At 58.0% G+C, this 12,882-nt stretch carries 14 protein-coding genes and 1 pseudogene; 11 read left to right on the top strand and 4 right to left on the bottom strand.

Features of this window, described 5'->3' with window-relative positions:
* Positions 1-17: 17 nt before the first annotated feature.
* Positions 18-1,706: a GMC family oxidoreductase gene (locus AB4Z23_RS26100; RefSeq protein WP_441361042.1), complete on the bottom strand. Its 1,689-nt coding sequence runs from the start codon at positions 1,704-1,706 to the stop codon at positions 18-20.
* A 160-nt stretch (positions 1,707-1,866) separates the two neighbouring features.
* On the opposite strand from AB4Z23_RS26100, the gene AB4Z23_RS26095 reads away from it, so the two are divergent.
* Positions 1,867-2,796 carry a LysR family transcriptional regulator gene (locus AB4Z23_RS26095; protein WP_060641930.1) on the top strand — a complete coding sequence of 310 codons (930 nt, stop codon included), beginning with the start codon at positions 1,867-1,869 and terminating at the stop codon, positions 2,794-2,796.
* A gap of 56 nt (positions 2,797-2,852) precedes the next feature.
* Here the strand turns inward: AB4Z23_RS26095 and AB4Z23_RS26090 are convergent, their stop codons facing one another.
* Positions 2,853-3,737 carry a LysR family transcriptional regulator gene (locus tag AB4Z23_RS26090; protein WP_333711647.1) on the bottom strand — a complete coding sequence of 295 codons (885 nt, stop codon included), beginning with the start codon at positions 3,735-3,737 and terminating at the stop codon, positions 2,853-2,855.
* 117 nt (positions 3,738-3,854) lie between these two features.
* Between AB4Z23_RS26090 and AB4Z23_RS26085 the strand changes: the two genes are divergently transcribed.
* Genes AB4Z23_RS26085 through AB4Z23_RS26070 form a run of 4 tightly spaced genes read left to right on the top strand, consistent with a single transcriptional unit; the run spans position 3,855 to position 6,234 of the window.
* Positions 3,855-4,316: a VOC family protein gene (locus AB4Z23_RS26085; RefSeq protein WP_441361041.1), complete on the top strand. Its 462-nt coding sequence runs from the start codon at positions 3,855-3,857 to the stop codon at positions 4,314-4,316.
* Positions 4,313-5,044 carry an SDR family NAD(P)-dependent oxidoreductase gene (locus tag AB4Z23_RS26080; protein WP_441361040.1) on the top strand — a complete coding sequence of 244 codons (732 nt, stop codon included), beginning with the start codon at positions 4,313-4,315 and terminating at the stop codon, positions 5,042-5,044. Before AB4Z23_RS26085 ends, AB4Z23_RS26080 begins: the two co-directional genes overlap by 4 nt.
* Before the next feature lies 1 nt (position 5,045).
* Positions 5,046-5,351 (top strand): putative quinol monooxygenase, encoded by a 306-nt coding sequence (locus tag AB4Z23_RS26075; RefSeq protein WP_441361039.1) that lies wholly within the window; start codon positions 5,046-5,048, stop codon positions 5,349-5,351.
* Between the two features lie 49 nt (positions 5,352-5,400).
* Complete coding sequence (locus AB4Z23_RS26070) at positions 5,401-6,234, top strand: oxidoreductase (RefSeq protein ID WP_441361038.1); 834 nt, start codon at positions 5,401-5,403, stop codon at positions 6,232-6,234.
* 153 nt (positions 6,235-6,387) lie between these two features.
* Here the strand turns inward: AB4Z23_RS26070 and AB4Z23_RS26065 are convergent, their stop codons facing one another.
* A complete protein-coding gene (locus AB4Z23_RS26065; RefSeq protein WP_060641984.1) occupies positions 6,388-7,302 on the bottom strand; it encodes a LysR family transcriptional regulator in 915 nt (304 codons plus the stop codon).
* 118 nt (positions 7,303-7,420) lie between these two features.
* Here AB4Z23_RS26065 and AB4Z23_RS26060 point away from each other — a divergent pair, with 118 nt between their 5' ends.
* The 3 genes and pseudogenes from AB4Z23_RS26060 to AB4Z23_RS26050 all read left to right on the top strand — a co-directional run.
* The gene (locus AB4Z23_RS26060) at positions 7,421-7,957 is read left to right on the top strand and encodes a hypothetical protein (protein WP_025591791.1); all 537 of its coding nucleotides are present in this window, start codon (positions 7,421-7,423) and stop codon (positions 7,955-7,957) included.
* 14 nt (positions 7,958-7,971) lie between these two features.
* Positions 7,972-8,109, top strand: a complete 138-nt coding sequence (locus AB4Z23_RS26055; RefSeq protein WP_333711651.1) for a hypothetical protein — start codon at positions 7,972-7,974, stop codon at positions 8,107-8,109.
* Between the two features lie 13 nt (positions 8,110-8,122).
* Positions 8,123-8,575 (top strand): annotated as a pseudogene (locus tag AB4Z23_RS26050) (SOS response-associated peptidase family protein); the annotation flags it as partial.
* Between the two features lie 75 nt (positions 8,576-8,650).
* On the opposite strand, the gene AB4Z23_RS26045 reads toward AB4Z23_RS26050, so the two are convergent.
* On the bottom strand, positions 8,651-9,553 hold the full coding sequence (locus AB4Z23_RS26045) for a LysR family transcriptional regulator (protein WP_333711652.1): 903 nt from the start codon (positions 9,551-9,553) through the stop codon (positions 8,651-8,653).
* Between the two features lie 101 nt (positions 9,554-9,654).
* Here AB4Z23_RS26045 and AB4Z23_RS26040 point away from each other — a divergent pair, with 101 nt between their 5' ends.
* The 3 genes from AB4Z23_RS26040 (at position 9,655) to AB4Z23_RS26030 (ending at position 12,604) form a co-directional block, all read left to right on the top strand.
* The gene (locus tag AB4Z23_RS26040) at positions 9,655-10,281 is read left to right on the top strand and encodes an NADPH-dependent F420 reductase (RefSeq protein WP_060641987.1); all 627 of its coding nucleotides are present in this window, start codon (positions 9,655-9,657) and stop codon (positions 10,279-10,281) included.
* A gap of 497 nt (positions 10,282-10,778) precedes the next feature.
* Entirely contained in the window at positions 10,779-11,699 is a 921-nt protein-coding gene (locus tag AB4Z23_RS26035) for an AraC family transcriptional regulator (RefSeq protein ID WP_333711653.1), read from the top strand.
* A 152-nt stretch (positions 11,700-11,851) separates the two neighbouring features.
* Positions 11,852-12,604 (top strand): SDR family oxidoreductase, encoded by a 753-nt coding sequence (locus AB4Z23_RS26030; RefSeq protein WP_333711654.1) that lies wholly within the window; start codon positions 11,852-11,854, stop codon positions 12,602-12,604.
* The last annotated feature ends 278 nt before the right edge of the window (positions 12,605-12,882 follow it).

Raw genomic sequence — 12,882 nt, 5'->3', positions numbered from 1 at the left:
CCTCCCCCAATAGTTTTCTATGCGTGTGCGTCAGCAACAATCCAGCCGGCTGCCTTTTCGGCGATCATCAGCGTCGGCGCATTGGTGTTACCACTGGTGATCTTCGGCATGATGCCCGCATCRACGACCCGCAGTCCCGCGATTCCTCGAACCTTGAGGCGACTATCGACAACCGCCATAGGATCGTCATCCCCGCCCATCTTCGTCGTACCRACCGGATGRAAGATGGTATTGGCAATATCGCCCGCAAGCCGCGCCAGCTCCTCATCGCTTTGGAACTGCGGGCCCGGTTTCCACTCCTCCGGCCTATATTTCGCCAATGCTGGCTGCGACACGATTTTGCGCACTTGCCGCAGACTTTCGGCAGCAATCCTGCGGTCTTCGTCCGTGCTGAGATAGTTCGGCGCAATCGCGGGCGCGTCCGACGCCTTATTGGAGCGAATACGAACGCTGCCCACGCTCGATGGATTGAGGTTGCAAACGCTGGCTGTGAAAGCGGGGACAGTGTGCAACGGTTCGCCGAAGGCGTCGAGGCTGAGSGGCTGGACGTGATACTCCAGATTGGCGTGGGCCTGGCGTTCGTCCGAACGGGTGAAGGCGCCCAGCTGCGAGGGCGACATGCTCATCGGACCACTGCGTTTCAACGCATATTCGAGCCCTATCATCGCTTTACCAAAGACGCTGTTGGCGAGCGTATTCAGCGTTTTCGTATTACCGACCTTGAAGACGGCACGGATCTGCAGATGGTCCTGAAGATTTTCTCCGACACCTGGCAGGTCGTGTTTGACCTCAATACCGAAGCGCTTCAGCAATCCCGCTGGACCGATGCCAGATAATTGCAGGATTTGTGGTGAGCCGATGGCGCCGGCCGACAGAATGACTTCTCCCCGCGCCCCAACCTCCGTGCGCTGCCCTTGACGCTCAACAATAACACCGATGCACCGCTTGCGACCAGATGCCTCGTTCGCAAGGATCAAACGCTCGACATGAGATTGCGTCCAGATCGTCAGGTTTGCGCGGTTTTTCGCTGGGCGCAGGAAAGCCTTGGACGTGTTCCAGCGCCAGCCCGAGCGCTGGTTCACCTCGAAATAGCCGACGCCTTCATTGTCGCCACTGTTGAAATCGTCCGAACGCGGAATGCCCGCTTCCACCGCGGCTTCTGCAAAGGATTCGAGGATATCCCATTTCAGCCGCTGCTTCTCGATGCGCCATTCGCCGCCATGGCCATGCATGTCGGAAAATCTGCTGTTGCCACCAGTCTTCGGGTCTGCGCCATGGTCCAGCCGGTAGTGGTCCTCGTGCGCCTTGAAATCGGGCAGGCAATTTTGCCARGACCAGGCATCGTCGCCGGTTGYCGTTGCCCACCCGTCAAAATCGCGTGCCTGACCACGCATATAGATCATGCCGTTGATCGACGAGCAGCCACCAAGCGTCTTACCGCGAGGATAGCGTAGCGAACGACCGTTCAGTCCGGCGTCCGGYTCGGTTTTGTAMAGCCAGTCTGTGCGSGGGTTGCCGATACAATAAAGATACCCGACCGGGATATGTATCCATGGGTAGTCGTCCTTGCGGCCGGCTTCCAGCAACAGAACATGTTTTGACGGGTCACGACTGAGGCGATTGGCAAGCAGGCAGCCTGCGGAGCCACCACCAACAATAATGTAGTCAAAAACGTCGTGGAAATTGCCGGAACCACCATTCCTCATTGGGTTACCCTCCAATCGCGATGGAACACCACACAATTATAAGACTGGACACTTTGCATTGGCATGCCATGCTTCCTCCCTGCTTTATATGCAGGCATAGCCAACATTCGATCGTGAAATCCAATGACAAATTCAACCAAGCATTATAAGTGAAATTAATATGCTGGAAGGTATCGATCTGAGAACATTGCGAGCGTTTGTTACCGTGGGGCGAGAAGGGAACGTCACCCGCGCCGCCGAGCACCTGCACGTTACGCAGCCTGCGGTGACGCTTCAGTTGAAACGCTTGGCCGCTGACACCGGGCTAACCCTGTTCCGGCGGACCTCGACAGGTTTGGAGTTGACACAGGAAGGTGCACTGTTGGCGGCAAAGGCCGAGCAAGTGCTGGCGGCGCTGACGGACTTCGGCCAGACAGCCGGACGTTTATCGACCGGCGTCCGGGGAAAATTGCGGATCGGTACGATCATCGATCCGGAGTTCACACGATTAGGGGCGTTTCTGAAAGCACTTATCGAAAACGGGCCAGGTATCGAGACAACGCTGCGTCATGGCATGAGCGGCGATGTGCCGGAGAGGCTGAAGCGAAACGAACTCGACGCCGGTTTTTATCTTGGTGATCCAAGGGACTATGACCCGCCGACCGATGTTACTGGAGGGAGTACCGCGTCGCTTTTCCACTCTCGCGCACTTGCGCAATTGACCTATTGCGTTGTCGCTCCGCCATCGCTCGCCAGCTTTGTTCGAGGGGCCAACTGGTTACAGCTTGCCTCCCTCCCCTGGATCGGCACGCCACCCGCATCGGTTCATAACCGGATGCTGGCACGGCTGTTCACCAATCTTGGCGTTCGCCAACAGATTGTCGCCCAGGTGGATCAGGAAGCGTCAATGATTGCCATGACACGCACAGGGATAGGGCTGAGCCTTTGCCGGGAATCGATTGCCCTTTATGAACAGCAGTCCCACGGACTGGTGATCGCTGATAATGTGAAGCTCTCGACGACCTTAAGTTTCCTCTGCCTGGAAGCGCGTATGAGCGATCCTTCTATCGTCGCTGCATTTGACGCAATCAAACGAGTTTGGGTTCAGTAAACCGACTTAGCGGTGAAGCTCTTGACAGGAATCGAACCGTCGGTGCGCCAGTCCCTTCACACACGCAGCACATCGATGACAGCGCGCAGGCCGGCCGACAGGTATTTCCGCGTCGGGTAATAGAGATAGAGCCAGTCCTCGGGCGCACTCCAGGATGCCAGGCATTCGACCAGGCTGCCGCTCTGGACATAGGAACGCGCGCGCTCTTCCCAGACGTAAGCCAGCCCCACGCCCGAAAGTGCCGCCTCGACCATCAGTTCATGGTCATCGAGCGACAGAGATCCGGTCGGCTCGAATTCGATGATCTTGCCAGCGCGGCTGAACTCCCAAGGGTAGGGTTTGCCGCTTGGATAAATATTGCGGATGCAGACATGGCCACGCAGATCATCCGGGGTTTTAGGAAGCGGATAACGTTCGAAATAGCTTGTTGAGCCCACGACGGCAAACCGAAGCCGCGGYTTGATCTTCACAGCMGTCATGCCATCGCGCAGACTTTCTCCAAGACGGATGCCGGCATCGAACCCCTCCTCCACAATGTCGACAAGCCGGTCGGTAGCGACGATTTCCAGCTGAAGCCCGGGATTTTCTGCAATCAGAGGACCGATGACTGACCGGAATACGAACGGAGCGACCGAATTGGGCGCATTGATGCGAACCTTGCCAAAAGGCGTATCGCGAAACTGGTTGAGGGAATCGAGCGCCGAGCCGATCTCGCCGAAGGCGGGCGACAGTTGCGCAAGCAACATTGCCCCGGCATCAGTCAGCGACACGCTGCGGGTCGTTCGATTGAGCAGACGAATGCCGACGCGTGCCTCGAGATTACCCACCGCATGGCTGATCGCCGAGGCCGTCACCCCGCGCTCTTCACCGGCACGGCGAAAGTTGCGGTGACGGGCGACCGCATCGAAGGCCGCGAGTTCAGAGAGATCCGTACTGCGCATTGTCAAATCTCACTCATCATTGAGAGGAAGATTATCTCTCTAATCCTGATCGTTGAAAAGGTCCAGATTTCTCCTCGCAAACCGGCGCTTGTGCCGGACCACACAGGAGATAGGACAATGGCCGACTTCATTCCTCCCGCCCACAACACTGCATCACCCTTTGCCTACATGCGCGGTCATCACGTTGCCGTCCGCACGCCGGACCTCGAAACCGCAAAGCGCTGGTATGTCGAGAAACTCGACTTCCGTGTCGTTGCCGAATGGGACTACGCCGACGAACAATTGGCCTATCTCGCACCCGCGACTGACGACCATTTCTATGTGGAAATCCTGGGTGGCGGCGATCCGGCGCCGGCGGAGGTCCGCCCTTATACCGATCTCGGCGATAGCCTCAAATATGCCGGCTACCACCATTTCTGCCTGAATGTCGCAAGCGTCGACGCCACTGTCGAGGAATTGCGGGCGCGCGGCGTCACCATCGTGACCGAGCCGTTCGAGCTTTTGRCAATCAGCCGCCGCCTCGCCTTCTTCTGCGATCCCTTCGGCAATCTGATCGAGCTGGCGGAAGTCCTGCCGTGACCCTTTCTCACCCGGCTGGCCGTCACGGCATCGCGATGGCCAGCACATCAGGAGAATATTCCATGACGAACTCCATCATGATTATCGGCGCCGGCCCCGGCATCGGGCAGGCCGTTGCGGAGAAATTCGGGCGGGAAGGCTGGCATGTCGTGCTCACCGCTCGCAATGCCGATCGTCTCACCGGTCTTTCCAGAACCCTTTCCGGGCAAGGTCTCCACGTCTCGACTTTGCAAGCTGATGCGACCGACCCGATCGCACTGCGCAAGGCGGTCGCTGAGGGCGACCGCATATCCGGCGGGCTGACGGCGGTCCTTTTCAATGCCGCGTTCGTGCGTGAACAGGATCTGTTCAGCATGCGCGACGATGAGGTCACGGACGACCTCGCCACCAATGTCGCTGCCGGCCTTCACACGATCCGGGCATCCGTTGAGTTGTTCGGTGCCCGCGGCGGTACGATCCTAGTCACAGGTGGCGGCCTCGCTGTTTCCCCCCAAGCCGGCTATGCCAGTCTCGGCCTGGGCAAGGCGGCCCTTAGAAATGTCGTCGAAGGTCTGGCCGGCCCTCTCGCCGAACGCGGCATCCGCATCGCGGTGGCGACAATCGCCACACTCGTCGGCCCCGGATCGACAGAGGCGAGAGAGGCAGCCGACACAATCTGGACGCTGGCGACGGACCYGACCGCAGGGTGGGAAGCCGTTTACCCCGCAGACGCCTTCAAGGGAGACTGACATGACCGAAACATTGACTTTGATTGCCAGGCTGACGGCCAAGCCGGACTGTGCCGCGACGCTTGGCGAAGCGTTGCAGGCTCTGGTCTTACCGACCCGCGCCGAGGGGGGATCGATCGACTATCACCTGCACCGCKACAACCATGATCCCAGCGTCTGGATTCTCTATGAGAACTGGCGATCGCGCGCTGATCTCGATGCGCATTTTGAGCAGCCCTACACCAAAGCCGTCATGGCGCGCTTTCCGGASCTGCTGGCCCGCGACATGGAAYTGACATTCTGCACCATGACATCGCCGCGTCCCTGAGGGGTGGCGCGGCACTTTCCCCATCAATTCAATATCAAGGAACATCCTCATGAAAATCTGGTTCATCACCGGCGCCTCGCGCGGCTTCGGAGCCCTCGTGACCACACGCGCTCTTGCCCAGGGMGACGCCGTCGTCGCYACCGCCCGYAATCCSAARGCGATCACCGATCGGTTCGGCGAGCATCCCAACCTGCTTCCGGTCGTCCTCGATGTGACCGACGACARACAGGCAACCACAGCGGTGAAAGCCGGGATCGAGCGCTTCGGCCGCATCGATATCCTGCTCAACAATGCTGGGTTCGGATTGATGGGTGCCGTCGAAGAAGCAACCGTGGCTGAGGTCGAGGCTGTCTACCGCACCAATGTCTTCGGTCTCCTCAATGTAACCCGCGCCGTCCTGCCCTTCATGCGCCGGGCCCGTTCCGGCCGCATCCTGAATATCTCGTCGATCGGCGGCTATCGCGGCGCAGCAGGTTTCGGGGTTTACTCCTCGACCAAATTCGCCGTCGAGGGGCTGAGCGAAGCCCTGCATGACGAACTGGCGCCGCTTGGCATCCATGTCACCGTCATCGAGCCGGGTTATTTCCGGACCGACTTCCTCGACAGCTCGTCCTTGTCGGTCAGCGGCAATATCATCGGCGATTACGCAGAAACTGTCGGCAAGGTGCGCACGATAGCAGCCAGTCTCAGCCATAACCAACCCGGCGACCCCCAAAAGCTGGCAGAGGTCCTGATCGCCTTCGCTGACGCCCCCAATCCGCCGGTCCGCCTCCCGCTCGGTAGTGATACCGTCGCAGCGATCGAAAAGAAGCATGCACAGGACAACGCCATCCTTTCCGAATGGCGCGCCGTCTCGGTCTCGACCGACTTCGCCGGTGACTAATGACGACGCTCGTCTGGTTAAACTTCTTCCGATGGGAGGCCGCTTTCGGGCCTCCCATCGCCTTGAGCAGATTTGCACGCAACGACTTGCCGTTATTGGTCGCGGCGTCGGCTAAAAACCTCTGCGAATTAGCGTTTCTCGCCTGTACGCCTCTCAGCTCCAGCGCGGTGGCGTCCCAATGTGATCTTTCAGCGCTAGTGTGAATGCCTTGACCTTGGCAGATGGTACCTGAAGCGCGCGTAGAAGATAAATTCCGGTGGCCGCTTCATTCCATCTTTCGCCCGATAACGGTAGGCGTACAAGATCACCCACCTTCACCGAAGGTCCCGATACCCAGCTCGGCAGGAACGCCACACCCATCCCCGCTAGTGCAGCCCCGTTCAGCGCTTCAAAATCATCGGACCGGAATACAACGCGCTCACACGCTTCCCCGGTCGGCGCGCCAAGAATGCTAGACCACTCAAGAAGATCGTTGCCATGGAGCTTGTCGAGAAGGCGATGATTGCGAAGCTCGTCTTCGCTTTCCGGCACGCCGTGATGCTCAACATAGGCCGGGCTTGCCACGAGTATCCGATCGAGGGGTGCCAGTTTGGTTGCGATCAACGTGCTGTCGGGCAGTTCCCCCATTCTCACCACCAGATCAAGTCGCTCCGCGACCGGGTCGGCCAGTCGTTCGGTCAAGTCCAGCTCAACATGCAAGCCTGGATATTGCCATGCAAGCGATGCCAAGACAGGAATGACATACCGCTTTCCGAAGGTCGGGAAGCAGGCGATACGCAAAGTGCCACTGACCTCACTATCGAATGCCGTCACCTCGGCATGCGTATCGGCCAGATCGTCGAGCAGGCGCTGCGCACGCTCGAAGAGGTGACGGCCCGCGTCCGTTAATGACAGTGCCCGTGTTGAGCGGACAAGGAGAGGCACCCCCAGATCCTGCTCGAGCGCATCGATCTGCCGCACAACAGCCGAGGGAGTGACAGCCCGACGCCTGGACGCGGCTGAAAAGCTGCCGGCGCGGACGACGTCAACGTATACCGCCAGATGTTCAGCGAAGCGTGGATCCCTCATCTTTGCCTACGACGCAAAACCGTTCCGACCATTCAGTTGGTTATCATCCAAGGTCATCAGGAGCACATTCCTTCTCGTCAACGGGCAATTTTGCTCACCAAACAGAAGGAACACACCTATGGTCAAGATCCTTGATACAATTCTCTCACAATCCGCCTATTCCGCAGAGATCGACATTCCGCTCGAAAAGATCGACATTGCCGATTGGCTCTTCAACCTACCCGAAGCGGAATATCTTCGCTGTTGCCCGCCTGACCATATTGCCGCAGGCGTCACCTGGACTGACGACGGCCGTCGGATGTCGATCAATGTCGAGCAGATCGGCTCAGGCCTAGTGGTACAGCACTATGTGGCCGAAGCCGCCGAACCAACCTATTGCCGTATGAACTCGATCTCGGATGTCTTCACCGCCAGTGGCAGAACTCAGGTCAATGTCGTCTGGGAACTGATCGCTGAGAAAATCGATGACGGCAGGACGCGCTACACCAACAAGGTCACAGCGCATCCAACCGATGCGTTCATGAAGTTCATCGAAGACCATGGGGTCGCTTACGAAGATGCTGCAGCCGCCCGTCAGGCCGCAGGTGGTGACCACAACAGCCGCGAAACGCCACTGTTCGCTGCCAGCATCGCCCGGCGCGCGCTTTCGAAGTAAGGGAGGAACATGCGATGAAAGCGATCGTCTTTGATGGATCCGGAAGCTCGGATGTTCTACGGCGTGCCGAAGCACCCATGCCTGAAGTGCGTCCCAACGACCTTCAGGTGAAGGTTATGGCGGCAGGTGTCAATCGCGCCGACCTTCTTTAACTCAAAGGCGTCTATGGAGCAGCGTTGCCTCGTCCCTGTCACCAGTTTTGCCGAGCCGGATCCGGCCAGCAAACAGGAAGGCGGCAATGTGCCCAATGCCTGGTTTGCCCACGATGACGAGAAATCGCTGATGTTTTTTGCGGGAATCCATGTGCCGCAATGGCAAAGTGTGCGGAAGGTCAGGGACGGCCTCACGACCGACGATCTCTATGGTTTTCTGACCACAGATCCCAACGATCTCGTGAAACCGATCCATGAGAAAGCCATGCCGGTTCTGTTGCTGAAGAAAGAGGACACGGACATCTGGATGCGGGCGCCGTGGGACGAGGTAAAACATCTTTTCCGTCCGCTTCCGAATGATGCGCTGATCATTCTGTCGCGTGAGCCCGATGGATCATCGATCGTGTCGAAATCCGGTGAGCCTGTAACGCACTGGCCTTCCGAGATCTCGTCGATGCGGCGCTGATCGGCTTCGATCGCCGCGAGTCTTTCACGCTTCCTCCGCGGAACTCTCTCCGCTTGGTTAGAACTCCTGCGTCGCCTATTTGGGCACGTCCGTCCCAAATTCATCGATCAGCGCTTCGACGAAGCTTCGTACCTTGGCGGTAGGCCGGCGCCCGACGGGGTAAATCACGTGCATTGGACGAGACGGACCATCGTGGTCGGGCAGCACCTGGACGAGTCGCCCGGCAGTGATTTCTGCGTTCAGCACACTTTCCGGCCCCAACGTGATGCCATAGCCTGCGATCGAGGCATGCAACAAGGCCTTCCAGTCGTTGCTACGGATTCTACCGCTGATGCGCACCTCCTCGCTTTTGCCGCTGCGAGTGAACTGCCAGCGGCAGGGAGTCGAGGACGGCCCGTCGCCATAGGCAAGGCAATCATGCTGCTCCAGATCCAGTGGAATTCGAGGGGTGCCGCGCCGGATAAGATAGTCCGGAGACGCACATGCAATCAGCCGATAGGGAGCGAGAGGAAGCGCGATCAGCGACGGGTCTTCGCCCTCGCCGATCCTTACCATCACCTCGAACCCCTCCTCCAACGGATCAACGAAACGGTCGTTGAGAGTAAGGTCTATTCGCATGTCCGGATAGCGATCGAGATAGCGCGTCACGAACGGCGCCAGACTAAAGGCACCGAAGGTCACCGGAGCATTGACCCGCAGCACGCCTTTTGGCTGGGAACGCATATCAAGTGCAACGGATTCAGCCGCCTCGACGTCTGAAAGCAGCTGCTTGCAGCGGTCATAGAAGACCCTTCCCACGTCGGTCAGACTTTGTCGCCGCGTCGTACGGTGAAGCAACGCCGTCCCAAGTCGGTCCTCCAGGAACACAACATGTTTGGCGACCATTTGGGGTGACATTTCCATGGCCTTAGCTGTGGCGGCAAAAGAGCCCAGGTCGGAGGCTTTGACAAAAACAGCCATGCTCGAAAGTTTGTCCAAGATTACCCCCTTACAGTTGGGAATGTCTGCTTGCATTGGCGATTTATCTCAATGTGGCACTCAATTAAACCCATGTTTGTGAAATTAATCGGAGAGACATCATGAAAATTGGAATTATTGGGGCAGGCATGGTTGGCCGTGCCATCGGCAAGCTCGCTGTTGCTTTGGGSCATTCTGTCATGCTGAGCAATTCTCGCGGCCCTCAGACCCTGTTCAGCTTGAGCCGGAGCATTGGGTGCCAAGTAGGAACGGTCGAGGAGGCCGCCGCTTTTGGCGAACTCGTCGTCATCGCCATTCCACTCGCAGCCTATCGGTCTATCCCAGTTGAGCCACTTGAGGGCAAACTGGTGATCGACACGAACAATTACTACTTCGAACGAGACGGCCACATTCCAGAACTGGACTCAGGCGAGACGACGACAAGCGAAATTCTCGCGCGCCACCTGCCGCGATCGCGGATCGTCAAGGCATTCAATGCCATCATCATGGACGACCTTGAAAAGGATGGACAGCCGGCTGGATCGTCGGGACGTCGAGGTCTCCCTCTGGCTGGCGACAATTCTACCGACAAGGCGGTCGTCGCAAGGCTCTATGACCAGTTCGGCTTCGATGCAGTGGATGCAGGCCTTCTTGCCGAGGGATGGCGGTTCGAGCGCGGCAGGCCGGTTTATTGTGTGCCGATGGCTGCCGATCGCCTAAACGATGAGCTTGCGAAAACGATCCGCTAGATCGGTCCCGGAAGCGGCAAGGCGTCAGCTTTACATAGTCGAAGAGCAGAACCAACTGCGGAGCTGACTGCGCTCGTCCCCGCAGTTTCAATACCGAAGCAGCCAGCCTTCGCCGACCTTTCATCCAGAACCGCTTCAAGATCTGCCTGATTTCGGTTGTTACAAGCGCCCAAACAGGAGATAGGCATACCAGCTGTAGCGAGCAGCGCGAAAGCCGTTCGCCTCCCGCAAGACCGGTAAAAAGGGTTGACGCAGAAGGTTTTAGCATAGCGACAGCAAAGCCGGAAACCGAGACCGACAGCCCAGGGCTAGCGGGCCCGCATTTGAAATCTATGCCTCCGCCGTACCGGCTTATTCGGACTGGCACTGCCGTCGAAAACCGCGTCACCATGGTGGGTGATTTCTGGCATTCTCACAACACCGCTGTCTTAGGCCATGGACAACCAAGAAAGTCCATTTGATAATGAAATCGTATTCTACATTATGGATCGTACAGAATGGATGCTTTGACCGACGTAGTGCAACTGCTAAGACCTAAGACAGTCCTCATGGGCAGCATGGTGGCATATGGAGATTGGGGAGTTCAGGTTCCGCCGCAATCTGGTCCAATGTTATATTTTATTATGGAAGGCTCGGCGCAGTTTCGCGCCAGCCATGGCGAAACGACGTCGTTGGAGACTGGCGATTTTATCCTGTCGGGAAATCCCACAGCCGACACATTCTTCAGCCGGCCTGACCAAGAGATCGTACTCTCCGATGAAGAGTTCAAGGCGCTCAACACGGTCGACGGAGAAATTAGGGTCGGCCAGGTTGGGTCGGAAAATCCGACGCGTATTATTGGCGGGTGCATACTCTGCGATCCGACGAATGCCGACTTGTTATCAGAGCTGCTGCCCACGCTTGTCCATGTCCGCGCTGAAGAGGGAATCGGAGCCCGTCTCGGCAACCTCATCGCTTACATACGTGATGAAGCGGCCAACTCCCGGGCTGGAAGTGACCTCATTTTGTCGCGGCTTTTGGAGGTCCTGCTTATCGAAACGTTGCGGCGCGAAGCCTCGACACTTCCAAACCCCGGAATGTTGCGTGGTCTATCCGATCCCCAGCTTGCTCGGGCCATCAGCGACATTCATTCAGACGTCCGCCGCGGCTGGACGATCGCCGAGCTAGCACAACGAGCCGGAATGTCGCGTTCGGCCTTTGCCCGGAAATTCTCTGCGGCTGTTGGCCTCGCACCCGTTGAGTACCTTCTCAGATGGCGGATGGCCATCGCCAAGGACACATTGCGACATAGCCGGAGATCGTTAGAGGAAGTCGCCGAAAAGGTGGGCTACCAATCTGCCAGCGCCTTCAGCACTGCGTTCAGTCAGAGGGTCGGGTGTCCGCCGAGCGAATTTGCGCGGATGGCAGGTGCGACCTAGATCACCTTGGTCATCGCCAATTCAGAGGAGAAATGAAGAGCCAACAAACAGCGCGATTAGGACGATACAAAACGTAAAAGGGACGATCGATTATGGTTCGTCTTGGTTTTCAGATTTAGAAGGAACCATCCTAAAAACAAATTGGAGGTCCAATGAAAACCATTCTAATTACGGGCTGCTCCTCTGGCTACGGCCTGGAGACTGCTCGTCACTTCCTCTCAAACGGTTGGAACGTCATCGCCACGATGCGTACGCCGCGTGAGGATGTCCTACCGCGCTCGACGTCGCTTCGCATCCTGCCACTGGATGTCACGAGCGTTGACAGCATCGCAGCCGCGGTTGCGACCGCCGGCCCGATCGACGTTCTGGTCAACAACGCCGGAATTGGCGTTGTCGGCGCTTTCGAAGCAACGTCCATGTCGCATATTCGCAAGATCTTCGATACCAACACCTTCGGCCTGATGGCCATGACCCAAGCGGTGATCCCGCAGATGCGCGAACGCTGTTCCGGCGCGATCATTAACGTGACGTCCAGCGTCACCTTGGCTGACATGCCTCTTGCAGCTGCCTACAAGGCCAGCAAGCAGGCGATTGAAGGATTCACCGGATCGTTGGCACACGAGCTCGGCTATTTTGGTATTCGCACCAAGCTGGTCGAGCCAGGCTACGCTCCCACAACGCGGTTTACCGAAAACACGTCGGTGCGCATCGAGGACATGATCCCGCCAGCCTATGCCGATTTTGCAGCTCCAATCTTTGCCTCCTTCGCAAAGCCCGCACTGACAACGAAGGAAACCGACGTCGCCGAGGCGGTCTGGGCCGCGGTCGCGGACACCGCTGGTCAGCTTCGCTTCCCTGCCGGTCCAGATGCAGTCGAATTGGCACGCGCTGCGGGTATTATCTGACCTTTGGGCAGTGGACCGGGCGGTGGAGGAACCTCTACTTTGCCGCCTGACGCCTCTCTGGGTATGACGGCTAACGACTTGGCGGAGCACTGGAGCGGCGACGCCAGATGCTGCTCACTTCCCGCAGCTCTTGAGATCCCATCAGGGGTGAGTAGCGGCCTGCACCATGGCAGAGTGAGGTCGCTAGAAAACTCTCTGGAGGCCAATCATGCCGATAACAGCAGATCAAACTCAATCGCAGATCACTACTCCCGTCGATCTTGGCGCAATATTCGTCT

This window comes from Agrobacterium sp. MCAB5 (assembly GCF_052114365.1).
Lineage (GTDB): Bacteria > Pseudomonadota > Alphaproteobacteria > Rhizobiales > Rhizobiaceae > Agrobacterium > Agrobacterium tumefaciens.
Note: the sequence above shows the minus strand (reverse complement) of the source record. Positions and strands in the feature narration are given on the sequence as shown.

Coding starts and splice junctions, on each gene's coding strand:
- AB4Z23_RS26095 (WP_060641930.1), top strand. CDS start 1,867: ATGCTGGAAGGTATCGATCTGAGAACATTGCGAGCGTTTGTTACCGTG.
- AB4Z23_RS26065 (WP_060641984.1), bottom strand. CDS start 7,302: ATGAGGGATCCACGCTTCGCTGAACATCTGGCGGTATACGTTGACGTC.
- AB4Z23_RS26060 (WP_025591791.1), top strand. CDS start 7,421: ATGGTCAAGATCCTTGATACAATTCTCTCACAATCCGCCTATTCCGCA.
- AB4Z23_RS26055 (WP_333711651.1), top strand. CDS start 7,972: ATGAAAGCGATCGTCTTTGATGGATCCGGAAGCTCGGATGTTCTACGG.
- AB4Z23_RS26035 (WP_333711653.1), top strand. CDS start 10,779: ATGGATGCTTTGACCGACGTAGTGCAACTGCTAAGACCTAAGACAGTC.
- AB4Z23_RS26030 (WP_333711654.1), top strand. CDS start 11,852: ATGAAAACCATTCTAATTACGGGCTGCTCCTCTGGCTACGGCCTGGAG.